General features: G+C 59.9%; 20 protein-coding genes and 1 pseudogene. 11 read left to right on the top strand and 10 right to left on the bottom strand.

Features of this window, described 5'->3' with window-relative positions; all coding sequences use genetic code 11:
* Positions 1-86 precede the first annotated feature (86 nt).
* Complete coding sequence (gene mmsA / locus BXA07_RS00790) at positions 87-1628, top strand: multiple monosaccharide ABC transporter ATP-binding protein (RefSeq protein WP_076564784.1); 1542 nt, start codon at positions 87-89, stop codon at positions 1626-1628.
* Positions 1618-2835, top strand: a complete 1218-nt coding sequence (gene mmsB / locus BXA07_RS00785) for a multiple monosaccharide ABC transporter permease (protein WP_076564782.1) — start codon at positions 1618-1620, stop codon at positions 2833-2835. The genes mmsA and mmsB overlap by 11 nt, the downstream gene beginning before the upstream one ends.
* A gap of 64 nt (positions 2836-2899) precedes the next feature.
* On the opposite strand, the gene BXA07_RS00780 is transcribed toward mmsB, so the two are convergent.
* Together BXA07_RS00780 and BXA07_RS00775 are read right to left on the bottom strand one after the other, a co-directional pair.
* Complete coding sequence (locus BXA07_RS00780) at positions 2900-5035, bottom strand: peptidase domain-containing ABC transporter (RefSeq protein WP_076564781.1); 2136 nt, start codon at positions 5033-5035, stop codon at positions 2900-2902.
* Between the two features lie 28 nt (positions 5036-5063).
* The gene (locus tag BXA07_RS00775) at positions 5064-6140 is read right to left on the bottom strand and encodes an HlyD family secretion protein (protein ID WP_244556138.1); all 1077 of its coding nucleotides are present in this window, start codon (positions 6138-6140) and stop codon (positions 5064-5066) included.
* 3 nt (positions 6141-6143) lie between these two features.
* On the opposite strand from BXA07_RS00775, the gene BXA07_RS31200 reads away from it, so the two are divergent.
* Entirely contained in the window at positions 6144-6410 is a 267-nt protein-coding gene (locus BXA07_RS31200; RefSeq protein WP_244556137.1) for a hypothetical protein, read from the top strand.
* A 279-nt stretch (positions 6411-6689) separates the two neighbouring features.
* On the opposite strand, the gene BXA07_RS29905 is transcribed toward BXA07_RS31200, so the two are convergent.
* Positions 6690-6884 (bottom strand): hypothetical protein, encoded by a 195-nt coding sequence (locus BXA07_RS29905; RefSeq protein ID WP_139335392.1) that lies wholly within the window; start codon positions 6882-6884, stop codon positions 6690-6692.
* Positions 6885-7016: 132 nt separating this feature from the next.
* Positions 7017-7196 (bottom strand): class IIb bacteriocin, lactobin A/cerein 7B family, encoded by a 180-nt coding sequence (locus tag BXA07_RS00770; RefSeq protein ID WP_083707976.1) that lies wholly within the window; start codon positions 7194-7196, stop codon positions 7017-7019.
* Between the two features lie 892 nt (positions 7197-8088).
* On the opposite strand from BXA07_RS00770, the pseudogene BXA07_RS00765 reads away from it, so the two are divergent.
* A pseudogene (locus tag BXA07_RS00765) lies at positions 8089-8983 on the top strand (IS5 family transposase).
* Between the two features lie 290 nt (positions 8984-9273).
* Here the strand turns inward: BXA07_RS00765 and BXA07_RS00760 are convergent.
* Together BXA07_RS00760 and BXA07_RS00755 are read right to left on the bottom strand one after the other, a co-directional pair.
* A complete protein-coding gene (locus tag BXA07_RS00760; RefSeq protein ID WP_076564779.1) occupies positions 9274-10905 on the bottom strand; it encodes an NAD(P)-binding protein in 1632 nt (543 codons plus the stop codon).
* Positions 10905-12416, bottom strand: coding sequence for a polyamine aminopropyltransferase (locus BXA07_RS00755; RefSeq protein WP_076564778.1), 1512 nt, complete (start codon positions 12414-12416; stop codon positions 10905-10907). Before BXA07_RS00755 ends, BXA07_RS00760 begins: the two co-directional genes overlap by 1 nt.
* A 60-nt stretch (positions 12417-12476) precedes the next feature.
* On the opposite strand from BXA07_RS00755, the gene BXA07_RS00750 reads away from it, so the two are divergent.
* The 7 genes from BXA07_RS00750 (at position 12477) to rsgA (ending at position 17911) form a co-directional block, all read left to right on the top strand.
* Complete coding sequence (locus tag BXA07_RS00750) at positions 12477-12863, top strand: DUF350 domain-containing protein (RefSeq protein WP_076564776.1); 387 nt, start codon at positions 12477-12479, stop codon at positions 12861-12863.
* 31 nt (positions 12864-12894) lie between these two features.
* Positions 12895-13929 (top strand): SPFH domain-containing protein, encoded by a 1035-nt coding sequence (locus BXA07_RS00745; RefSeq protein WP_076564775.1) that lies wholly within the window; start codon positions 12895-12897, stop codon positions 13927-13929.
* Between the two features lie 20 nt (positions 13930-13949).
* Positions 13950-15413 carry a DUF4178 domain-containing protein gene (locus BXA07_RS00740; protein ID WP_076564773.1) on the top strand — a complete coding sequence of 488 codons (1464 nt, stop codon included), beginning with the start codon at positions 13950-13952 and terminating at the stop codon, positions 15411-15413.
* Complete coding sequence (locus BXA07_RS30720) at positions 15410-15586, top strand: hypothetical protein (protein ID WP_157792409.1); 177 nt, start codon at positions 15410-15412, stop codon at positions 15584-15586. Before BXA07_RS00740 ends, BXA07_RS30720 begins: the two co-directional genes overlap by 4 nt.
* Positions 15587-15588: 2 nt before the next feature.
* Complete coding sequence (speD, locus tag BXA07_RS00735) at positions 15589-15954, top strand: adenosylmethionine decarboxylase (RefSeq protein ID WP_076564771.1); 366 nt, start codon at positions 15589-15591, stop codon at positions 15952-15954.
* A 69-nt stretch (positions 15955-16023) separates the two neighbouring features.
* A complete protein-coding gene (locus BXA07_RS00730; protein ID WP_070218932.1) occupies positions 16024-16578 on the top strand; it encodes a hypothetical protein in 555 nt (184 codons plus the stop codon).
* A gap of 268 nt (positions 16579-16846) precedes the next feature.
* The gene (gene rsgA, locus BXA07_RS00725) at positions 16847-17911 is read left to right on the top strand and encodes a ribosome small subunit-dependent GTPase A (protein ID WP_076564770.1); all 1065 of its coding nucleotides are present in this window, start codon (positions 16847-16849) and stop codon (positions 17909-17911) included.
* 74 nt (positions 17912-17985) lie between these two features.
* On the opposite strand, the gene BXA07_RS00720 is transcribed toward rsgA, so the two are convergent.
* From BXA07_RS00720 to atpA, 4 genes are all read right to left on the bottom strand, one after another.
* The gene (locus BXA07_RS00720) at positions 17986-18405 is read right to left on the bottom strand and encodes a F0F1 ATP synthase subunit epsilon (protein WP_065307860.1); all 420 of its coding nucleotides are present in this window, start codon (positions 18403-18405) and stop codon (positions 17986-17988) included.
* Positions 18406-18467: 62 nt separating this feature from the next.
* The gene (gene atpD, locus BXA07_RS00715; protein WP_034752705.1) at positions 18468-19868 is read right to left on the bottom strand and encodes a F0F1 ATP synthase subunit beta; all 1401 of its coding nucleotides are present in this window, start codon (positions 19866-19868) and stop codon (positions 18468-18470) included.
* Between the two features lie 29 nt (positions 19869-19897).
* Positions 19898-20773: a F0F1 ATP synthase subunit gamma gene (atpG, locus tag BXA07_RS00710; RefSeq protein WP_034783836.1), complete on the bottom strand. Its 876-nt coding sequence runs from the start codon at positions 20771-20773 to the stop codon at positions 19898-19900.
* A gap of 62 nt (positions 20774-20835) precedes the next feature.
* Positions 20836-22377, bottom strand: coding sequence for a F0F1 ATP synthase subunit alpha (gene atpA / locus BXA07_RS00705; RefSeq protein ID WP_034752701.1), 1542 nt, complete (start codon positions 22375-22377; stop codon positions 20836-20838).
* Between the last annotated feature and the right edge of the window lie 6 nt (positions 22378-22383).

Below are 22383 nucleotides of genomic sequence, written 5' to 3'. Positions count from 1 at the left end.
TGCCGGGCCTTTCGCTTCACGCACGATCAAGAACAAGACTGCCGCACGACCGCTGCCCACCAGCGCGGCCGTGCCAGAGAGGTTATATGACGAACACTATCCTGGAAATGCGCGGGATACGCAAAACATTCCCGGGCGTCGTTGCGCTCGACAATGTCAACCTGCGGGTACGCAGCGGCGAGATCCACGCCATCGTCGGCGAAAACGGCGCCGGCAAATCGACCCTGATGAAAGTGCTGAGCGGCGTCTACGGCCATGGCAGCTATACGGGCGACATCGATTACCTGGGCCAGACGCGGCACTTCCGCGGCATCAAGGACAGCGAAGAAATCGGCATCATCATCATCCACCAGGAACTGGCGCTGGTGCCCCAGCTGTCGATCGCCGAGAATATCTTCCTCGGCAACGAACCGTCCCGCATGGGCGTCATCGACTGGGAATACGCGCAAGCGAAGACACGCGAACTGCTGCACAAGGTCGGCCTGAAGGAGTCCCCCGACACCCTGATCACCAACCTGGGCGTGGGCAAGCAACAGCTGATCGAAATCGCCAAGGCGCTGTGCAAGGACGTCAAGCTCTTGATCCTCGACGAGCCGACGGCCAGCCTGAACGAAAGCGACAGCGCGGCCCTGCTCGACCTGCTGCTGGGTCTGAAAGCCCAGGGCATCGCCTCGATCCTGATTTCGCACAAGCTCAATGAAATTTCACGGGTCGCCGACGCCATCACGGTGCTGCGCGACGGGAACACGGTCGACAGTTTCGACTGCCGCACGGAGCCCGTCAGCGAAGACCGCATCATCGAAAAAATGGTCGGGCGCGAAATGGCCGACCGCTATCCGCCGCGCACGCCCAGCATCGGCGAGACCATTTTCGAAGTGCGCGACTGGCGCGTCTTCCATCCCGAGCATGCCGACCGCCCCGTCATCAAGGGCATCAATATGCACGCGAAAAAGGGCGAGATCATCGGCATCGCCGGCTTGATGGGCTCCGGGCGCACGGAACTGGCGATGAGCATTTTCGGGCGCGCCTACGGCCAGCGCATCAGCGGCACGGTGCTCAAACATGGTCAGGAAATCGACGTCAGCACCATCGGCAAGGCGATCGCGCACGGCCTCGCGTATGTCACGGAAGACCGCAAGGGCCTGGGCCTGATCCTCGAGGAAGACATCCAGAAGAACACCAGCCTGGCCAACCTGGACGCGATTTCGAAACACATGGTGATCGACGAGCAGCGTGAATTCGGCGTGGCCGAGGAGTTCCGCCGCAAGCTCAAGACCCGCTGCTCGAGCGTGGCGCAGAAGGTGGTCAATCTGTCCGGCGGCAATCAGCAGAAAGTGGTGCTGGCGAAGTGGCTGTTTTCGCGCCCCGACGTGCTGATCCTCGATGAACCGAGCCGCGGCATCGACGTGGGCGCCAAGTACGAGATCTACAGCATCATCAGCGACCTGGCCGCCGAAGGCAAATGCATCATCATGATTTCCTCGGAAATGCCGGAATTGCTGGGCATGTGCGACCGGATCTATGTCATGAACGAAGGCCGCTTCGCGGCAGAACTGAGCGCGGCAGAAGCATCGCAGGAGCGCATCATGCGCGCGATCGTTACACACGGAGAAAACAATGGACAATAAATTGACAGCAGGCGCGCCAGCGGGAGCAGTGCCAGCGGCCGCACCGGCAGCGAAAAGCTACGCCGGCTTTTTGAAGAACAATATGCGCGACTACGGCATGCTGCTCTCGCTGATCGTCATCATGGGATTTTTCCAGTACATGACGGATGGCACCCTGATGCAGCCGCTGAACCTGACGAACCTGGTGCTGCAAAACAGCTACATCGTCATCATGGCGCTGGGCATGCTGATGGTCATCGTGGCCGGCCATATCGATTTGTCCGTCGGCTCGGTGGTCGGCTTCGTCGGCGCGCTGGCGGCGGTCTTGATCGTCAACTACGAGATGAACTTTGTCGCCGCCAGCATCCTCTGCCTGCTGGCCGGCGCCGTCATCGGCGGCGCGCAAGGCTATTTCGTCGCCTTCTTTAAAATCCCGTCCTTCATCGTCACCCTGGCCGGCATGCTGGTCTTCAAGGGCCTGACCCTGGCGCTGCTGGCGGGCCAGTCGGTCGGTCCCTTCCCGGAAGGCTTCCAGATGCTCAGCTCGGGCTTTTTGCCCGATCCGTTCGGCGGCGAAAACCTGCGCGGCCTGTCGCTGCTGCTGGGCGTGATCGCCGCCGCGGCGCTGATCGTCACCTCGCTGCGCAGCCGCGCCAAGCAACTGAAACACGGCATGGAAAACGAGCCGCGCGCCTTCTTCCTGCTGAAAAACGGCGTGTTTGCCGCCGTGATGGTGTATTTCAGCTACCTGCTGGCGTCGTACCGCGGCTTTCCCAACGTGCTGGCCGTGATGTCGCTGCTCATCGTCGCCTACACCTTCATCACCAACCGCACCGTGCTGGGCCGCCGCGTGTACGCCGTGGGCGGCAACGAGAAGGCGGCGCGCCTGTCCGGCATCAAGACGGAACGGGTCAGCTTCTACACCTTCGTCAACATGGGCATGCTGGCCGCGCTGGCCGGCCTGATCTTCGCGGCACGCCTGAACACGGCCACGCCGAAGGCCGGCACGGGCTTCGAGCTGGACGTGATCGCCGCCTGCTTCATCGGCGGCGCCTCGGCCTCGGGCGGCGTGGGCAAGGTGATGGGAGCCGTCATCGGCGCCTTCATCATGGGCGTGATGAACAACGGCATGTCCATCATGGGCATCGGCATCGATTACCAGCAGGTGATCAAGGGCCTGGTGCTGCTGGCGGCCGTGTTCATCGACGTCATTAATAAAAATAAATGAGAAGAACAAGGAAGCACAGGTTCGAGCCTTAGGGGGCTCTGGCCGGCGTTCGCGCCGGCCTTTTTTATGCAGCGTCTTGCGCCGCCTGCATCACATCCTGCACCACCTTGCCCTGGTGCAGCAGCACCACCCGCTGCGCCATGGCGATGGTTTCCGGTCGATGTGCGACGATCACGCGCGTCAACTGGATTTTCTGAATCGCCGCATTCACGGCCTGTTCGTTCCACACATCCAGGTGACTGGTCGCTTCGTCCAGCACCAGCAGCTTCGGATTCTTGTACAGGGCGCGCGCCAGCAGGATGCGCTGTTTCTGGCCGCCGGACAGGCCGCTGCCGATGTCGCCCACCAGGGTATTAAAACCCATCGGCATGGCGGCGATCTCGGCATGCACGGCGGCCAGTTGCGCGCAGGCCTGCACCTGCTGCTGGTTCGGCGACGGCGCAAAGAAGCTGATGTTGTCGGCGATCGAACCGGCAAACAGGCTGTCTTCCTGCATGACCGTGCCCAGCAGTTGCCGGTAATTTTTCATGCCCAGGTTGGCCAGGGTGACGCCGCCGATCAGGATCTCGCCTTCGGTCGGCTCCAGCAAGCCCAGCAGCAGTTTCATCAGGGTCGTCTTGCCGCAGCCTGAAGGGCCGGTGACGGCGATGCACTGGCCGGCAGGAATCGCGAGGTTCAGGCCACTCAATACATAGGGCTCGCTGTCGGCATAACGAAACGCCAGGTTGCGAATCTCGATCGATGGCGAAATATGCTCGACGTCGACCTCCACATCGTTGCTGTCTTCTTCGGCGCGGGTCAATACGATGTCGGCGACACGTTCGCCATGCAGGCGCAACATGCGCAGCTCGAACAGCTTGTCGACCAGGCTGGCCATGCGCTGGCTGAACTGATCCTTGTAGCTGATGAAAGCGAACAGCATGCCGACCGAAAAGCGGTTGTCCAGCACGGCCAGCGCTGCCATCCAGATGACGATCACCCGTTCGGCGCTGAAGAGCAAAGTATTGGCCGTCTGGTAAGACACGGATAATTTGGCGATGCGCAGGTCGGCATTGAACTGGTCGGCCAGCGCATTCATCCAGCTGGCGCGGCGCTCTTCATTGCGGCCGAACAGGCGGATACTCTGGATGCCGCGCACGGATTCCAGGAAATGCGTCTGCTGCTTGGCCGCATGGATGATCTGTTCGGCCGTCGCCTCGCGCATGGCATTGAACAGGGCCCAGCGCAGCAAGACGTACAGCAGCACCGCGATGCAGGCCACGCCCGCCAGCAGCGGGCTGTAGAACAGCATCATACCCAGCGTCGCCAGCACCAGCACGCCATCGATGGCGCCTTCGACGAATTGCGTCGTCAGGCTGCGCTGCATGGTCTGGATGGAATTGAAGCGCGAGACGATGTCGCCCGTGTGGCGCTTCTCGAAATACGGCAGCGGCAGTTTCAGCAAATGCGCAAACACATTGCCCAGCCATTGCAGATTCAGATTCGTCGCCAGCACGGTGGTGATCCACGAGCGCACGGCGCCGATCGCCGTCTGTATCAGCACCAGCAGCAAAAAGCCGCAACCGAGCACCGTGATCAGGTCGCGGTCGGCGGCCAGCAGCGCCTCATCGACCAGCCACTGCATGTAGAACGGCGCCACCAGCGCGCACACCTGCAAGGCCAGGCCCAGCACTAGCAATTGCAACAAGCCGCGCTTCAGGCCCACCACCCGGCCCATCAGCGACAGCAGGGAGAACTGCTGCTTTTCCTCGGCCTTTTTGAACTCGGCGGTGGGCGTCAGCTCCAGCGCCACGCCCGTAAAGTGTTTTGCCATTTCGGCCAGCGGCAGGCGGCGCTCGCCCACAGCCGGGTCGTGGATCACCGCATGGCTGCCGGAGACGGACTTGAGCACGACAAAATGGTTCAAGTCCCAATGCAGGATGGCGGGCAGTTTCAGCTCGGGCAGATGCTGCATGTCGAGTTTTAGTGGCCGAGTGTTCAGCGCCAGCCCCTGCGCCATCGCCATCAACCCTTTCAGGGTCACGCCCTTGAGGGAGACGGAAAAGCGCCGGCGCATGCTGGAAATATCGGTCTGGTGGCCCCAGTAGCTGGCCACCATGCACAGGCAGGCCAGGCCGCATTCGGCCGCTTCCGTTTGCAGCAGGATGGGCAGGCGCTGGCTGCGCCAGAAGGACAGGTGGGCGAGATCGTGAAGATGCATGAGTACTCTGAAAAATTAATATGGGCGCTTACAGGCGCCCGGAAATGCTGAACAGGGGTTCGAGCACCCATTCATACAGGCGCCGCTGTTCCAGCAGCACGCTGGCGTCGACCAGCATGCCCGACTTCAGGGGCAGGGTTTCGCCATACGCCTGCACGCTCTGGCGCTGCAAGCTCAAACGGATGCGATACAAGGGTTCGCCATTCGTGCCGCTGACGGCGCCCGGCACCGCCAGCTCTTCGGGGCGCAGCGAGGTGCTCGCCACTTCGCGCACCAGCGCCGGATACTGGCCGAACTTTTGGTACGGATAGGCCTGGTAGCGCAACAGCACCGTCATGCCCGGCTTGATGAAGCCGACGGAGCGCGACGGCGCATAGATTTCCGCCTCCAGCTGGGCGCCTTGCGGCAGCACGGAGGCGAGCACGCTGTTGGCCGCCACGGTCTGGCCCAGCTCGGTGGTGATGGCCGTGACCATGCCGTCCTGCGCCGCGCGCACCAGGATCTCGCGGCGTGCTTCGTTCTCCGTCAGGTCTTGCTCGATGGCGGACACATTGCGCTGCAAGCCTTGCGTGTCGCGCTGCGCCTGCACCTGCAAGTCGCGCACGTCGGCTTGCGTGGTGGCCAGGTCGCGGCCGCTGGCCGACTTGATGCGTTGCAATTCGGCCAGGCGCTGATGCTGATCCAGCAGCTCGGCCTGCTTGTCTTGCAGCTGCGCCGAAGAGATGTAATTGGTGGCGTTGAGATCGCTGTAGCGCTTGTAAGACTGTTCCGCGAGGTTAATGCGACGCTGCTGCAGCGCGATCTGGTCGTCTATTCGGCCGATTTCCGCCGCAAGGTCGCTGGCGCGGCGCTGGCCCGCCGCCATGCGCTGGCGCGATTGCAGGCGCGACTGCTGCATTTCCGCGTCATAGCTGTCGCGCCGGCTTTTCAGTAAGTCCGAGACGACTTGCTGGGGTGCACCCGCATTGGCGCTGCTGCGCTCGCCCGACAGCACGAACAGCACCTCGCCCGCGCGCACCGCTTGCCCCTCCTTGACGCGCACTGCGGCGATGACGCCAGCCTGGCCCGGCATGACGCGGATGACGCCGCTGGTCGGTAGCAGCACGCCTTGCGACTGCGCCTTACGGGTGGTGCTGAAAAAAATGAAAAAAGCAACGATAGCAATGGCAATAGAGATGAACAGCATAGTCAGGAACAGATGGCTGACCGGACGCGCGAGTATCACCGTGCCGTATTGCCTGGTGCTGAAATATTCGATGGATTGCTGTCGGAACAGCGATTGGACTGGCGGTGCTGGGCTCGCTTCCGAAGCCATTACACTCGGTTGATCACGCAAAATAATTTACTTTTTAAAAATGATCTAAATTTTAAATAAAACCTAATTTTCAATTTTTTGACTAGAAATTTTACTATCAGAACTAATATTTTTTCTTAAATTTTCACTCACGATGACATATCCAAATCTAACGCCAATGCAAAAAATAACGAAACCAATGAAAACGACCGAAATTATGATAATTTGTTTTTTTGATGATAAATTATGCATATAAACACCAATAATTTTTAATAAAAATATTAAGTTAAAAAATTAAAAATGCACTTCAAAGTAAAAATTTGTTTATATTTTCAACAATGAAGTGCAAAATAAAAAAATTTAATTTGCCATTTCGTAAATTGCGTACGCTGCCAAACCACCGACAACAACGCCAGCTACACCTAATCCTCCGAATGCAAGTCCAACCCGAATAGCATATACCACACCAGGTGAAATTCCTCCGCCAACACTATCAACTTCAAACTCGTTAAGTTCTTGAATTCCGCAGAAATCATTCTTAGTGCAAGAGATCATTTTGTATCCAGAAAATATTCAAAAGTATACATTAAACCATGCAATATAATCTATAAAATTACCCTATATATAAGTATTTAATAAAAAACAGAGATGATCTTATGCAACCATTATTTTTAGACGGAGAATATTCTATTTTGCCTCTGAAACATTTTTCTGAGCATAATAGTCTTTAACCATCGTGTAGCCAGCAGCAACGCCTGCGCTGAATGCAGCAAAACCCGCAGTAGCCAACGCAATAGCTGGTCCAGCCAGTACGATCGGAATGCCACCACTGACCTGTTCAACTTCGACGTTCGACATTTCTTTCATATATCCTCCGGTTATTGAAAAGTATAATTTAATAAAAATTATCACAAAGTAAATGTTGCGTAATAATAATATTTTGTAAGGGGGAATAAGTCAATGCTTTTATTAAAAAATTTTGATTGTTTATCGAGATCCGCTTGGCTATTCACAAGTCACCACCTGCACAATCAAAAACGTAGGTCCAATGTGGGATCTAAAGAAGCTCGATCGGTCAACAAAACCACGGAGCGCGACCAAGCCCAGTTCGTGGAGCTGAACGCTGGCTGTCAGTCGCTCTCGCAGCTTTCGGCCCCGTTCGGGACTGGCAAACGCGAAATCATTCTCTGCGATAACGGCCCTTTAAAAAAGAACGCTACCTGATTTCATCTTCGGTGTGCGTATTGATACCACTCGACGCGGCGCATCTTAGACTCCAAAATCGGAATTGTGCCAAATTGCGCGGCTGATCGAACTAGGTAAACGGCCAAAGCATTTAGCAATAGTTCGGACGCTACCCACGTCATCGAGCATCGTCATCACGACGGTGCACTCTTAAAATCGCGTGTCGTCTCGTACCCGTTCAAGTACACTTCTTCGTGCCTGACGTTGCACCATAGACGCCACTTTCAGATGTTGATTGTGAACACAGATCATGACATGGTTGCAGTAGGGAAAGTCTCTCCAAAACTATCATCTTCACAAATATGTTAATTTATCAATGTTACCCAGATCTGCCAGGCGACTCACCAGGTTTAACCTACACGTCGGTCACTATGACACTTAGGAAGGCACTGATTTATTCATCAAACACCGTTCCCTGCGGTGGACCTACCTGAGACAATAACGGCATCCTGACTGTTCGCCATCAGTCATGCAAAAGAGTTTTTCCGACCTTTAATACGCCGCCAAGAAAAAGCTGACGCGGCGCGACCGCTTCCTGGCCGAGATCGACAGCGTGACGCCGTGGGGCAAGCTGCACAAACTGATCGAGCCGTTCTATCCGAAGGTCGAAGGCGCCGGCCGGCCACTGATCGGACTGGCGCGCATGCTGCGCATTTATGTGGCCCAGCAATAATTCGGCTTGTCTGACGAAGGCATCGAAGACGCGATCTACGACAGCCAATCCACTCGCTCCTTTGTTGGCATCGATCTGGGCTGCGAGTCGACTCCGGACGCAACCACCTTGCTGAAGTTCCGCCACCTGCTTGAAGCCAACGGGCTGAAGCGCAAGGTCTTAGATACGATCAACGGACATGATGATGCGCGAAGGCACCATCGTCGACGCCACGCTAATCGCCGCGCCGCCGTCGACCAAAAACAAGGACGGCAAGCGCGATCCAGAGATGCACCCGTCGAAGAAAGGCAATGACTGGCACTTCGGCATGAAGGCCCACGTCGGCGTCGATGCCGCTTCGGGCCTGGTGCACACCGTCATCGGCACGGACGGAAATGTCGCCGACGCGACGCATGCGCTGCCGCACGGCGACGCCGGCTACCAGGGCGTGGAAAAGCGGCTTGAAAATATCTGCAAATCGGTGACGTGGCATGTGGCCATGAAGCGCTCCAAACGCAAGGCGCTGCCCAACAATAAACTGGGACGCTTGATGGAAAAGCTCGAGCATCTGAAGGCCAGCGTCCGGGCGAAAGTCGAGCATCCGTCCCATGTCGTCAAGAACCGGTTTCGTCATCGAAGAATGCGTTATCGAGGCCTGGCGAAGAACACCACACAGCCCTATACGCTGTTCGCCTTTGCCAATCTGCTGCTGGCCGGCAGGCGCTTTACGATCACCGAATCCCATAGTCCGTCCTGATGACAGAAAGACGCGAAACATCGCGTCGAATGGAGCGAGAAATGGGCTTGAGCAACTAGTCAGTCGACCATTTGGCACGCCAAAGTCGCTACGAAAGCGAATTGATCAGTACTTCCCTAACGCCAATCGATGATCTATGTCAGCGAGGGTGTCAAACTGGCACGCACGCCGCTGCGGTTGCTGGTGGGATGGTTGATAAACTGACTGCCATAGCCGAGAAGCAGTATCTCGTTCTTGATCGGGTATTCCTCAGACACCTTGAGCAAGAATCCGGTACTGCTTTCAATCTATCATGCAGTCGCCAGCCGCGCGGCCCTGTCCCCCCACCACGCCGCTTCCTCGAACACGGAAAAGCCCGACAAATCGGCATGCGCGAACAGGATCGCGCCATCGTGCTCGCGCAGCGCCTTCAAGCCCGCGTTGCTGCGAAATCCCGGTAAGGGAGCCGCCATGGCGTGGCCGCGCACGGTGATGTCGACGCGCTCGACGCAGCTGGCAAAATCGCGCCCATACGCCGTCTTCAAATCGACGCTGGCCAGCGCCAGCAATTGCTGCGGCGTGGCTGTGTCGAGCCACTTGCGCGCTTCCTGCGGCGTGCGGTCGGACAGGGCCACGTAGGCGCTGAAGACGGTTTTCTCGGGCGGGCGCACGCGGATATCCTGGTGGGTCGAGACGACGTAGCCCAGGCCCGGTTCCTGGTACACCACGTTGTCCCAGCACAGGGGCGCATGCGGCAATTCGTCGGGAAAGCGCTTAAGTAAAAAATTCGCCACCATCCACGGCGCATACGCGGGCGTATCGCGTTTCGCGTCAAAGCCATAGTCGGCGATGTTGTTCACCACGCGCGATGCCACGTACAAAGGCATGGCGCAGATGGCCTTGCGTGCGCGGACCAAATAGGTGCGCGGCTGACCGTCGACCAGCTCCAGGCACAGCGCCTCCACGCCCTGTTTTGTGGTGGTCACGGAAACCACCGTGCCCGCATGACGTTTGACGCCCGACGCCTGCTCCATGGCCGTGGCGACCGGTTGCATGCCACCCGGCCAAGTCAGCCAGGCGCCGTTGCCGGCGTTGGCCGCCTGGCCCCAGCGGCTGCAGTAGTAGTGCAGGCCGGCCCAGGCCGACACCTGGTCGTAGCGCGTGCCATAGTCGTCGCGGCAGCAGTAGTTCAAGTACCAGTGCAGGGTGGGCGAGGTATAGCCGTGTTGCTCCATCCAGGCTTTCAAGGTGATGGTGTCGAGCGCCTGCCAGGCCGGGTCTTGCGACGACTCCACGGTGGGGAACACGAACACGCGCTTGCCGTCGTTGCCGCGCGCCTGGCGCAGCTGCTCTACCTGCGCGAAGAAACGCCGGTGCTGCGCCAGCTCTTCCGCCTGCACGCCTTCGGTGGGAATAAAGCCGTCCTGCCACTGGCCGTTGAACAGCAATCGTTCCTCGGGCGCGTGCAGGATGTAGCGTTCGTCGTAATATGGCTTTTCCGCCTGCGGATCGCGCTCGATGATCCCCAGGTCGAACAGGATCTCGCGCACATGGGTCGATTCGGGCGAAGGCAGCGGCAGGTAATGGCCACCGGTCGGATAAGCGAGGTCGCCGAAGTGGCCGCCGGCCGCATTGCCATACGGTTGCGGGCCGTCGACCATCAGGAAATCCGTGTGCCCCAGCTTGTTCAGGCGCCAGGCGGCCGTCAGGCCGGCGATGCCGGAGCCGAGGATGGCCACGTCGGTCGTCATGGTGCGCGATGGCGGCGGCAGCGCCGTGCGCTCGCGCAGCAGCTTGCGCAAATAGTGTCCCTCGCTGCGGCCCGGATACAGCACCCTGGGCGTGATTTCCTGCCAGCGCAGATACGCGGCGATGCTGCCGATGCCGGCGGCGGCCGCCGCCGTGCCACCGGCAGCCCACAGCATGAAGGAGCGGCGCTGCATCAGCGGATCACCCGGTTCCAGTCCTGCTCGAATTCATGCACGAGCGACTGGGTATTCAAGCGGTTCGGCGCCATCGGCAGCGGCTGCATGTCGGGCGGGAAGATGAACATCTCGCGCGTGGTGTCCGCATTCAGGTAGCGCATGGACAGGCGGTATTGCGTCGGCGGTGTGTAGTCGAGCTGGGGCGAGGCAAGGATAAAACCCCATTCGCCGAACGAGGGCACGTAAGCGTGGTAGGGCCAGGTGCGCATGCCCACTTCGCGCAGGGTCGAATTGATGGTCCAGTAGGCGTGCGGGGCAAAGAAGGGCGAGGTCGATTGCACCACCATCAAGCCCTTGGCCGCCAGGTGCTTTTTCACCAGGTCATAGAACGGTACCGAATACAGTTTGCCGAGCGCGAAGCTCGATGGATCGGGAAAGTCGACGATGGCCGCGTCGAACATGTCGCCGTTGTTGCGCAGCCAGACGGCGGCATCGGCATTGACGACGGTGACGCGCTGGTCCGAGAACGCGTTGTTATTTAACTTTGCCAGTTCCGGGCGCGTGGTAAACGCGGCCGTCATGGCCGGGTCGAGGTCGACCACGGTGACGTGTTCGATCTGTGGATAACGCAGGATTTCGCGCAGCGCCAGGCCATCGCCACCGCCCAGCACCAGCACGCGGCGCGCCCATGGCAATGCTTCCAGCACGGGGTGCACCAGCGCCTCGTGGTAACGGTATTCGTCGCGCGAGGAGAACTGCAGGTTGCCATTGATGTACAGCCGCGTATCGTCCTTCCAGCGCGTGATCACCAGGCGCTGGTAGGGCGTCGTGGTGGAATACACGATCTGGTCGCCGAACAGGCCGTGCTCGCCCCACTCCACCATGCGGTCCGACATGGCAAAGCCGGTCACCAGCAGCAGCAGCACGGCGCAGGCGCGCAGGAAGCGCCCCGTGAGGTTCTTCAGCTCGGCGCGAAACACGTAAATGCTCCACAGGCCCACGCCCACATTCAGCATGCCGAACAAAAAGTCCGTGCGCACCAGTCCCAGGTAGGGCGACAGCACCAGCGGAAACAGCAGGGAGACGGCCAGCGCACCCAGGTAATCGAAGGTGAGCACGCGGCTGACCAGTTCGGAAAATTCGGTTTGCCGCGTGTTCAGCGCGCGCATCACCAGCGGCACTTCCATGCCGACCAGTGCGCCGATCAGGAACACCATCACATACAATAAGGTGCGAAAGGGCGCGGCCATCCACGAAAACGTCATGAACAGGATGGCGGCCGACAAGCCGCCGATCAGGCCCACGGCCAGCTCGATGTCGACGAAGCGCGAAAGCACGTCGTCGTCCCGCACATACTTGGAAAAGTGAGCGCCCACCCCCATGGCAAACAGGTAGCAGCCAATGATGGTGGAAAACTGCAGGATCGAATCGCCGAGCAGGTAGCTGGACATGGCGCCGGCGATCAGTTCATACGCGAGGCCGCAGGAGGCGACCACGAAGACGGACAAGATCAGAATCTTTTTGTTCATTGGACTTTTTTTTGTTCTAATATGCGTTGACGTTATCAAATACTCATTGCGAGGAAAGCCGTGCCCGCCATCCTAAACTATCTGATCCATCTTATACTGGCCGCCGCGCTGCTGATTGCCTTTTTTATCATCTACACGCGCGTCACGCCGTATAACGAAGTGCTACTGGTTCGACAGGGCAACCAGGCGGCGGCCCTGTCGCTGGGCGGCGCGCTGCTGGGATTTTCCGCCACCATCGCCTCGTCCCTGATGCACACGGCCGACTACCAGCAATTCTTCGCCTGGGCCTTCGGCGCCATGGTGGTGCAATTGCTCGCCTATGTGGTCACCACGCGCCTGCTGCGCATGTCGAAGGACCAGATCGAATCGAACAACAGTGCCTTTGGCGGCTTGCTGGGCGCCATTTCCCTGTCGATCGGCGCCATCAACGCCGCCTGCATTTCCTGACACCGTTTTATCTTATTCAAGGATATCCAACATGAGCCTCGGCAGCTTTATCAAGAAGCAGTTTATCGACGTACTGCAGTGGAACGAAGAAACGGAAGGCGTACTGGCTTGGCGCTTCCCCATGCAGGACTTCGAAATCCAGAACGGCGCCATCCTGAATGTGCGCGAATCGCAGGTCGCCGTCTTCGTCAACGAAGGCAAGATCGCCGACGTCTTCGGTCCCGGCACGCACAAGCTGACGACGCAGACCTTGCCGCTGCTGACCAACCTGAAAAACTGGGACAAGCTGTTCGACTCGCCCTTCAAGTCGGACGTGTATTACTTCAGCACCCGCGTGCAGACTGGCCGCAAGTGGGGCACGCCGCAGCCGATCACCATCCGCGACAAGGATTTCGACATGATCCGCGTGCGCGCCTTCGGCATGTACTCATACCGCATCGCCGACGCCCGCACCTTCTTCACCGAGATCAGCGGCACGCGCGAAGTGTATACGCGCGACGAGGTGGAAGATCAATTGCGCGGCATTCTGATGTCGAGCATGGCCAGCTCGCTGGGCGGCGCGAATGTTCCCTTCCTCGACATGGCGGCCAACCAGGCGCTGATGGCGCAGGAAGTCAAGGATGGCCTGGCGCAGGCGTTTGCCCGCTACGGCGTGGGCCTCGATGAATTCAACGTGGCCAGCATCAGCCTGCCCGAGGAATTGCAGGCGGCGCTCGACGAGCGTATTTCCGCCGGCATGAAGGGCGGCATGGGCGCCGACAAGATGAGCGGCTACACCAAATTCCAGGTGGCCAATGCCATCCCGCTGGCGGCGCAGAATGAGGGCGGCATGGCCGGCATCGGCGCCGGTCTCGGCGCCGGGCTGTCGATCGGCCAGGTGATGGCGCAAAGCATGGGCGGTGCGCTGCAGCAGCCCGCCCCGGCCCCCGCTCCGGCGGCGCCACCTGCCGAGGAACCGATCGAGGCGCGCCTGGAAAAACTCAAGGGTTTATTGGACAAGGGACTCATTTCGCCGGCCGACTACGACGGCGCCAAGGCTGAACTGCTGAAAAAACTGATCGGCTGATTAGGGCGAAATACGACTGCATGCAAACTGTTTCCTGTCCCAGCTGCGGCGCGGAAGTGCATTTCCGCTCGCATGCTTCCGTGCTCGCCGTGTGCGAGTACTGCCACAGCACCATCCTCAAGGACGCCGATGCCGTCAGGGACCTGGGCAAGATGTCGGCCGTCCTGGAAGACTATTCGCCGATCCAGATCGGCACGGCTGGCGTGCACGACGGCGTGCACTTCACCGTCGTCGGGCGCATCCAGCAGCGCTACAGCGCCGGCACGTGGAACGAGTGGTATCTGCTGTTCGACGACGCCAGCACGGCGTGGCTGGGCGACTCGTCCGGCCTGTACACGCTGACGCGCGAGCGCGGCACGCAGGATGCCCTGCCCGCCTTTGGCGAGCTGGCGCCGGGCAGGCGCTACACGATCTGCGGCGAACCATACACGGCCGCCGAGATCCGCAGCGCCGAATGCATCGCCGGCCAGGGCGAGCTGCCCTTCAAGGTGGGCGCCGGCTGGCGCATCCAGGTGGCGGACTTCCGCAACTACGCGAGCTTCGTCACGCTCGACTACACGGATGGCCCGCAACCGGTCGTCTACCAGGGCGTCGCCGTCACCCTGGACGGTTTGCAGTGCCAGCTGCTGCGCGACGACGATGCTATCGCCAAAAGCGCCGGCAAGTACCGCGGCAAGCTCGATGCACTCGACTGCCCCTCCTGCGGCAGCGGCATCAAATACGTCCCTGGCGCGGCGGCGCAACTGGTGTGTCCTGCCTGCCATGCGCAGCTCGATGCCAGCGGCCCCGAAGCGCAGGTGCTGGCCATCGGCAAGCAGGTGCACGACAACGCCGACATCACGCTGGAACTGGGCGCCAGTGCGAAGATCGGCAATGTGGATTTCACGGTGATCGGCATGATGCGCCGCGCCGACGACGAAGGCAGCGAGTGGAACGAATACCTGCTGTACAACGCACGCGCCGGCTTCTTCTGGCTGGTGGAAACGGACGAGGGCTGGTCGCGCTCGAACGTGCTGCCGAACTGGCCCAACTGGGCCTCGCTGGACGCCGCCAGTTGCACGCTCGATGGCGTCACCTACCGCAAACTGTATGACTACGGCTCGCAGGTCGTGTACGCGGCGGGCGCCTTCAACTGGAAGGTGGCCGTCGGCGACAGCACGCGTGTGTTTGAATTCGAGCAGGGACAGACCAAGCTGGCGGCGGAACTCACGGACGAGGAAATGACCTGGTCGCGCTCCGTGCCCGTCGCCTATGACCAGATGGCCGCCTGGTTCGGCGCCGCCTTCCATGGCGGCGCCAAGGCGCAGAACATCCAGCTGAGCCACCGTGGCATCGCCAAGGTCTTCATGGTCATCGTGCTGGTCCTGAATGCGATCCCCATGTTCGTGTCGTTCTCCAGCACCTTGATGTGGAGTTTGCTGGGCTGCCTGGCGCTGTTCCTGCCCGCCGTTTTCCTCGACAAGAATGCAAAGAATCCCCCATGAGTAAATACGTGATCTATGCCCTGATGGTGACGTTTTCCGTCACGGCCGCCAACTGGGTGCGCATGTTCAAGGTGGCCGGCAGCGGCAGCAGCGGCGGCAGCAGCTGGAGTTCGCGCACGGGCGGCGGCGGCGGCAGCTATGGCGGCGGCTCCAGCGGCGGCAGCCACAAATAAGCATGGCGTCCGCACCGCATCTCCCCCTGGGTACCCATCTGCTGGCCGACCTGTCGGGCATCGCGCCGGAACGCCTGCGCGATTGCGCCGCGCTCGAGCGCCTGCTGCGCGACGCTGCCGTCGCGGCCGGTGCGCAGGTACTGCACGACCATTTCCACAGCTTTGGCCCGGGGCAGGGCGTCACGGGCGTGCTGCTGCTAGCCGAATCGCACATCTCGCTGCATACCTGGCCCGAAGTGGGCTTTGCCGCCGTCGACATCTTCATGTGCGGCGCGGCCCGGCCGCAGCTGGCGCTGGACATCATCCAGGCGGCGCTGCAGGCGGCGCATTGCCAGCTGCAGTCCGTGCGGCGCGCGCCGCCCGGGTAGGCCTGGCGTCGCTGGTGGATCGCGCGGGGATCGCTTACACTGTCGGCTGATCCTCCAACCGTGACTCCCATGCGCCGTTCCGCCCTCCTTGCCCTGCCCCTGCTGCTGCTGGTTTCCGCCTGCGATGACTACACGGCGCCTAGCCTGTACCAGGCCACCACGCCCGAGTGCAAGACGTGGACGGATGGCTCGCGTTTCGAACTGCCGCGCGGTATCAGCATCTACGCCACGCCGCCTGTCACCTTGAAGGAAGGCGGCACGGAGCTGGCGCTGATTTTTACCTTGCCCGTCGGCACCCAGGCCAGTTTTACGCGCCTGTCCTTCCTGCTGGAAGAACCGAAAAAGCCGCCTTTCGCGGAAGCCAAGATACTCACCATTTACCAGCGCGGCATGAACCAGAAGGCGGAGATCGTCGACGTCATCGAGCAGCTGCCCATCATGTTTGCCGCCGTCGGTAACAGCAAGGAAACGCAATGGCGCTTGCGCCTGCAACTGCCGCGCCAGCTGCCGCAGCGCTTTGATCTGTCCATGCCCGACATGCTCGTCGGCGGCAAGCGCTACCCGGTACGCACGTTCACGTACCGCTATTTTCCCGAACGCCAGGCTTACGGCATGTGCAGCTGACGTTGACGGCGGCGCGTGCCGCTGGCACACTGGCGTTTTCCATCACACAGCAGGAGTAGACAACATGCGCCATTCGGATACTGCCGTGCTGTCGGCTGCCTGATCACTGTTTTCCCCCTGCTAAGCATTTTTTAGCTCGCCATTCCCCATACGCGTGATCGCGTAGCCGACGTTCCCCTTCTTTCGTGCCAGTCATCGCGACTGGCGGTGCCTGCACGCGCAGGCTACACGTCCGCATGCGGACGACAGAATCTGGAATCACGCTACCATGATCGCATTCGATTTTGCGCAACTACGCCTTATCGGGCTGCAGCAGGCTATCGCCGGCGCGGCCACCCAACTCAACGTATCTTCCCCCGCCGCGCAGCTGATGCGCGTGAGCGCCGTGCACCGCGACAGCATCGACGTGCACGACGGCAGCCTGGAACAGCCGGCGCAGATCCTGCCGCGCCTGCTGCACGCACTGCTGGAACACGACACCATCCTTGCTGTCGGCGACTGGATCGCCGCCGAACCCGATCTTCACGGCACGCTGTGGATAACGGCGCACTTATCCCCAGTCACGCAGATCGCGCGGCGCGGCAATGACGGCCGGCGCCAGGTGCTGGCCAGCAATGTCGACACGGCCCTGCTGGTGATGGGACTCGATGGGGATTTTAATCCGCGCCGCCTGGAGCGTTACCTGGCCATCGTGCTGGCGGCCCAGGTCAGCCCCGTGGTGGTGCTGAGCAAGGCCGACGTGGCCGACGACGTGCCGGGCAAGCTGGCGCTGCTGAAACAGCGCCTGCCGCCCCACGTGCCGCTGTTCGCCATCGACACGCGCCATGCGTATGACGTGGCCATCCTGGAACCCTGGCTGGGTGCCGGCCAGACCCTGGTCCTGCTCGGCTCATCGGGCGCGGGCAAGTCCAGCCTGACCAATACCTTGTGCACGGCCGGGCAGGCAACGAATGGCGTGCGCCATGGCGACGGCCGCGGCCGGCATACGACGACGGCCCGTTCCCTGCACCTGTGCGCCAGCGGCGCCTGCATCATCGACACGCCGGGCTTGCGCAGCTGGCGCGCCGATGCCGATGCGCAGACCCTGGCCGCCACGTTTGACGACATCGCGGCGCTGGCAGCGACGTGCCAGTTCCGCGATTGCCAGCATGCCAGCGAACCCGGTTGCCAGGTCCGTGGCGCCGTCGACGACGACCGCCTGCGCAACTATCACAAGCTGCTGCGCGACGCGCGACGCAGCGAGGAAACGCCGCTCGAGCGCATCGCCGCGCGCGCCAAATGGAAGACGATCTTGAAGGCGGGGCTGGAAAGAGGAAAGGACAAGCGCCGCTAGTTTTGAGTGAAATCCGTTTGCTGAAAAAAAAGGCAGCCCACGGGCTGCCTTCTGTATTACTGCGTGCGAGCAAATTAATGCTTGCGCAGCTTCTGGATCGCTGCAAGCTGCGCAATCGCGCTGGCCAGCTCGGCTTGCGCTTGCGCGTAGTCGATGCCCGAATCCTTGTTGTGGATATTTTCTTCCGCCAACTTCTTCGCTTCCAGCGCTTTCGCTTCGTCGAGGTCGTGACCGCGGATTGCGGTATCGGCCAGGACGGTCACGGTATCCGGTTGCACTTCCAGCAGGCCGCCGGCAACGAAGACGAACTCTTCTTCAGCCTGGCCGACTACCTTGATGCGGACCGCGCCCGGACGGATGCGGGTAATCAAAGGCGTGTGGCGTGGGTAGATACCCAGCTCGCCCTGTTCACCCGGCAACGCGACGAATTCTGCTTCGCCTGAAAAAATCAGTTCTTCAGCGGAAACCACGTCAACGTGAATTGTGTGTGCCATGTGTGTCCTATCGGGTTGAAGAACCCCGCCGTGTAAGGGGCGGGGTTAGGCCCAGACTTAACTTAGTTAAGTTTCTTGGCTTTTTCGATTGCTTCTTCGATCGTGCCGACCATGTAGAACGCTTGTTCCGGCAGGTGATCGAGTTCGCCCGAAGCGATCATTTTGAAGCCCTTGATCGTGTCTTTGAGCGAAACGTATTTACCAGGCGCGCCGGTAAAGACTTCAGCGACGTGGAAAGGCTGCGACAGGAAACGCTGCATCTTACGTGCACGGGCAACCAGCAGTTTGTCTTCCGGTGCCAGCTCGTCCATACCCAGAATCGCGATAATGTCGCGCAATTCCTTGTAGCGTTGCAGGGTCGTTTGCACGGCACGCGCGGTGTCATAGTGCTCTTGACCAACGATCAACGGATCCAGCTGACGCGAGGTCGAATCCAGTGGGTCCACGGCTGGGTAGATACCCAGGGAAGCGATGTCACGCGACAGCGCAACGGTCGAATCCAAGTGAGCAAACGTGGTAGCAGGCGACGGATCGGTGTAATCATCGGCTGGAACGTAGACGGCCTGGATCGAGGTGATCGAACCGGTCTTGGTCGACGTAATACGCTCTTGCAGACGGCCCATTTCTTCAGCCAGGGTCGGTTGGTAACCCACAGCCGACGGCATACGACCCAGCAGTGCCGATACTTCGGTACCTGCCAGCGTAAAGCGGTAGATGTTGTCGACGAAGAACAGAACGTCCTTGCCTTCATCACGGAACGATTCAGCGATCGTCAGGCCGGTCAGCGCGACGCGCAGACGGTTACCTGGCGGTTCATTCATCTGACCGTAGACCATCGCCACTTTGGAGTTCTCTGGGTTTTCCAGATCGACCACTTTCGCGTCAGCCATCTCGTGGTAGAAGTCGTTACCTTCACGGGTACGCTCACCGACGCCGGCGAACACGGACACGCCGCTGTGCGCCTTGGCGATGTTGTTAATCAGTTCCATCATGTTCACGGTCTTGCCTACGCCAGCGCCGCCGAACAGACCAACTTTACCGCCTTTTGCAAACGGGCAAACCAGGTCGATCACCTTGATGCCGGTTTCCAGCAGTTCTTGCGATGGCGACAGTTCGTCGTATGCAGGAGCGGTGCGGTGGATCGACGCGATCTGCTCGTGCGACACGGGGCCGCATTCGTCGATCGGGTTGCCCAGCACGTCCATGATGCGACCCAGGGTTGCTTTACCGACTGGCACCATGATAGGTTTGCCGGTATTTTGAATCATCATGCCGCGACGCAGGCCATCGGACGAGCCGAGTGCAATGGTACGGACAATGCCGTCGCCCAACTGCTGTTGTACTTCCAGGGTCAGTTCCGAGCCTGCCATCTTCAAGGCATCAAATACCTTAGGCATCGCGTTGCGGGGAAACTCAACGTCCACCACAGCGCCGATACACTGAACGATTTTGCCATCAGCCATGTTCGTTCCTTCAATATAGTTAAATTCGTTTAAACCGCAGCCGCACCGGCGACGATTTCGGAGAGTTCTTTGGTAATCGCAGCTTGGCGGGTCTTGTTGTAGATCAGCTTCAATTCGCCGATCACACTACCCGCGTTGTCGCTTGCAGCTTTCATCGCGACCATCCGTGCCGATTGCTCGGACGCCAGATTCTCCGCGACTGCCTGGTACACCAGCGCTTCTACATAGCGCTCCAGCAATTCGTCGATCACGCTTTGCGCATCCGGCTCGTAGATGTAATCCCACGAGTGGGCACCCTTGTCGGCGACCATCTTGTCGGCCGTCAGGGGCAGCAATTGCTCCACGACTGGTTCCTGCTTCATCGTGTTGATGAATTTGGTGTAGCACAGGTACACTGCATCGATCTTGCCTGCCTGGAACTCTTCGAGCATGACCTTGACAGGTCCGATCAATTTGTCCAGGTGGGGCGTATCACCGGTTTGAATGGCGTGCGCAATGATCTTGACGCCGATGCGATTCAAAAAACCCAAACCCTTGTTACCGATGGCAACTGCTTCAACCCGGTTGCCAGCTGCTTCCAGCTCGCGCGACTTCGACGTCACCTGGCGCAGGATGTTGGTGTTCATGCCGCCGCACAGACCCTTGTCGGTCGTGACAACGATGAAACCCACTGCCTTCGCTTGCGTACCCTGGGCAGCTGCCAGGAACGGGTGCGTGTATTCCGGATTGGCGGTCGCCAGATTGGCGGCGATATTCCGAATCTTGTCACTGTAGGGACGGGCGGCGCGCATACGGTCCTGCGCTTTGCGCATTTTCGATGCGGCAACCATTTCCATCGCCTTGGTGATCTTCTTCGTATTCTCTACGCTCTTGATCTTGCCACGTATCTCTTTGCTTGATGCCATGAGTCCTTACTCCTTCTGCGCGTAGGGCGGCGCCTCACTCGGGGTGGGCGCCGCCTGGCCGCTTAATATGCGCCGGATTTCTTGAAATCAGCAATGGCCGCCGACAGAGTTGCTTCGCTGTCTTTGTCGAGTTGCTTGGTTTCTTCGATCTTGGCCAGCAGAGCAGCTTGCTTGGTCTTCATGTAAGCGTGGACACCAGCTTCGAACGACAGCACTTGCTTGACTGGCACGTCGTCCATGAAGCCTTTGTTCACCGAGAACAGCGATACGGCCATCAGCGAGATCGACAGTGGCGAGTACTGGGCTTGCTTGAGCAATTCCGTCACGCGTGCACCACGGTCCAGCTGCTTGCGGGTCGATTCGTCCAGGTCCGAAGCGAACTGTGCAAACGCGGCCAGTTCACGGTACTGCGCCAAGTCGGTACGGATACCGCCGGACAGGTTTTTGATGACCTTGGTCTGGGCGGCGCCACCGACGCGCGATACGGAAATACCGGCGTTAATTGCAGGACGGATACCGGCGTTGAACAGCGAGGTTTCCAGGAAGATCTGACCGTCGGTAATCGAAATCACGTTGGTTGGAACGAATGCGGACACGTCGCCAGCTTGCGTTTCAATGATCGGCAGGGCCGTCAGGGAACCGGTCTTGCCTTTGACGGCGCCGTCGGTGAACTTCTCGACGTAGTCGGCGTTCACGCGTGCTGCGCGTTCCAGCAGGCGGCTGTGCAGGTAGAACACGTCGCCTGGGTACGCTTCGCGACCTGGTGGACGGCGCAGCAGCAGCGAGATTTGACGGTATGCAACAGCTTGTTTGGACAGATCATCGTAGACGATCAGTGCATCTTCACCGCGGTCACGGAAGTATTCGCCCATGGCGCAACCGGAGTACGGCGAGATGTATTGCATGGCGGCCGATTCCGAAGCGGAAGCGGCGACAACGATGGTGTACTCCATCGCGCCGTGCTGTTCCAGCGAGCGCACGATGTTCTTGATCGACGAGGCTTTTTGGCCAATCGCGACGTAGATACACTTCATGCCCTGGCCTTTTTGATTGATGATCGCATCAATCGCCACGGCCGACTTGCCGGTTTGACGGTCGCCGATGATCAGTTCGCGCTGGCCGCGGCCAACTGGAACCATCGCATCGATCGACTTCAGGCCGGTTTGCATCGGTTGCGAAACGGATTCACGGGCGATCACGCCCGGCGCGATTTTTTCAATCGCGGCCGTCAATTTGGTCTCGATGGCGCCTTTGCCGTCGATCGGCTGACCCAGCGCGTTGACAACGCGGCCGAGCAGCTCAGGACCGACTGGCACTTCCAGAATGCGGCCGGTGCATTTCACCGTGTCGCCTTCGGAGATGTGCTCGTAGGCACCCAGAATCACGGAACCGACGGAGTCGCGTTCCAGATTCATTGCCAGGCCAAACGTGTTGCCTGGGAATTCCAGCATCTCGCCTTGCATCACGTCCGACAAACCGTGGATGCGGCAGATACCGTCGGCGACGGAAATAACCGTGCCTTGATTACGCACTTCAGCGCCGCCGTCAAGACCTTGGATCCGGCTCTTGATCAACTCGCTGATTTCAGATGGGTTGAGTTGCATACTAAC

Origin of the sequence: Janthinobacterium sp. TND4EL3, assembly GCF_900156175.1 — a bacterium.
Classification (GTDB): Bacteria; Pseudomonadota; Gammaproteobacteria; order Burkholderiales; family Burkholderiaceae_D; genus Janthinobacterium.
The sequence above is the reverse complement of the archived record's forward strand: the minus strand, read 5'-3'. Positions and strand labels throughout refer to the sequence as shown.

Excerpts from the sequence above, each read along its gene's own strand:
- mmsA (WP_076564784.1), top strand. The coding sequence starts at position 87 with ATGACGAACACTATCCTGGAAATGCGCGGGATACGCAAAACATTCCCG.
- mmsB (WP_076564782.1), top strand. The coding sequence starts at position 1,618 with ATGGACAATAAATTGACAGCAGGCGCGCCAGCGGGAGCAGTGCCAGCG.
- BXA07_RS00780 (WP_076564781.1), bottom strand. The coding sequence starts at position 5,035 with ATGCATCTTCACGATCTCGCCCACCTGTCCTTCTGGCGCAGCCAGCGC.
- BXA07_RS29905 (WP_139335392.1), bottom strand. The coding sequence starts at position 6,884 with ATGATCTCTTGCACTAAGAATGATTTCTGCGGAATTCAAGAACTTAAC.
- BXA07_RS00770 (WP_083707976.1), bottom strand. The coding sequence starts at position 7,196 with ATGAAAGAAATGTCGAACGTCGAAGTTGAACAGGTCAGTGGTGGCATT.
- BXA07_RS00760 (WP_076564779.1), bottom strand. The coding sequence starts at position 10,905 with ATGCAGCGCCGCTCCTTCATGCTGTGGGCTGCCGGTGGCACGGCGGCG.
- BXA07_RS00755 (WP_076564778.1), bottom strand. The coding sequence starts at position 12,416 with ATGAACAAAAAGATTCTGATCTTGTCCGTCTTCGTGGTCGCCTCCTGC.
- BXA07_RS00745 (WP_076564775.1), top strand. The coding sequence starts at position 12,895 with ATGAGCCTCGGCAGCTTTATCAAGAAGCAGTTTATCGACGTACTGCAG.
- BXA07_RS00740 (WP_076564773.1), top strand. The coding sequence starts at position 13,950 with ATGCAAACTGTTTCCTGTCCCAGCTGCGGCGCGGAAGTGCATTTCCGC.
- BXA07_RS30720 (WP_157792409.1), top strand. The coding sequence starts at position 15,410 with ATGAGTAAATACGTGATCTATGCCCTGATGGTGACGTTTTCCGTCACG.
- speD (WP_076564771.1), top strand. The coding sequence starts at position 15,589 with ATGGCGTCCGCACCGCATCTCCCCCTGGGTACCCATCTGCTGGCCGAC.
- BXA07_RS00730 (WP_070218932.1), top strand. The coding sequence starts at position 16,024 with ATGCGCCGTTCCGCCCTCCTTGCCCTGCCCCTGCTGCTGCTGGTTTCC.
- rsgA (WP_076564770.1), top strand. The coding sequence starts at position 16,847 with ATGATCGCATTCGATTTTGCGCAACTACGCCTTATCGGGCTGCAGCAG.
- BXA07_RS00720 (WP_065307860.1), bottom strand. The coding sequence starts at position 18,405 with ATGGCACACACAATTCACGTTGACGTGGTTTCCGCTGAAGAACTGATT.
- atpD (WP_034752705.1), bottom strand. The coding sequence starts at position 19,868 with ATGGCTGATGGCAAAATCGTTCAGTGTATCGGCGCTGTGGTGGACGTT.
- atpG (WP_034783836.1), bottom strand. The coding sequence starts at position 20,773 with ATGGCATCAAGCAAAGAGATACGTGGCAAGATCAAGAGCGTAGAGAAT.
- atpA (WP_034752701.1), bottom strand. The coding sequence starts at position 22,377 with ATGCAACTCAACCCATCTGAAATCAGCGAGTTGATCAAGAGCCGGATC.